The 314-nt window shown below is 71.3% G+C and carries 1 protein-coding gene; it reads left to right on the plus strand.

The window, feature by feature from the left end; all coding sequences use genetic code 11:
• Positions 1-314: diguanylate cyclase domain-containing protein (locus tag AC0IYH_RS30560; protein ID WP_471837907.1), on the plus strand; the 314-nt coding region annotated here is incomplete at both ends.

Genomic DNA, 314 nt, shown 5'->3' on the forward strand with positions numbered 1-314 from the left:
CGACTATTCCGTCTGCGCCGCCGGCGATCGGCGCGGCGCGCATTGGTGGTCGATCAGCGGCCGGCCGGCGCTGGACGAACTCGGTCGCTTCTCCGGCGTCATCGGCTCGGGCGTCGATCTGACCGAAAAGCGCCGGTCGGAGGCGGAGATCACCCGGCTGGCGCTGTTCGACGGCCTCACCGGTCTCGCCAATCGTCAGCGCATGCGCTTCTCGCTCGACAAGACGCTCGCGCCGCCGCCCGGCCAGCGTCGCCCGGCCGCGCTGTTCCTGAGGGACCTCGACCGGTTCAAGGCGGGCAACGACACGCTCGGTC

The sequence above is a fragment of the Pseudomonas sp. AC463 genome, assembly GCF_979253585.1.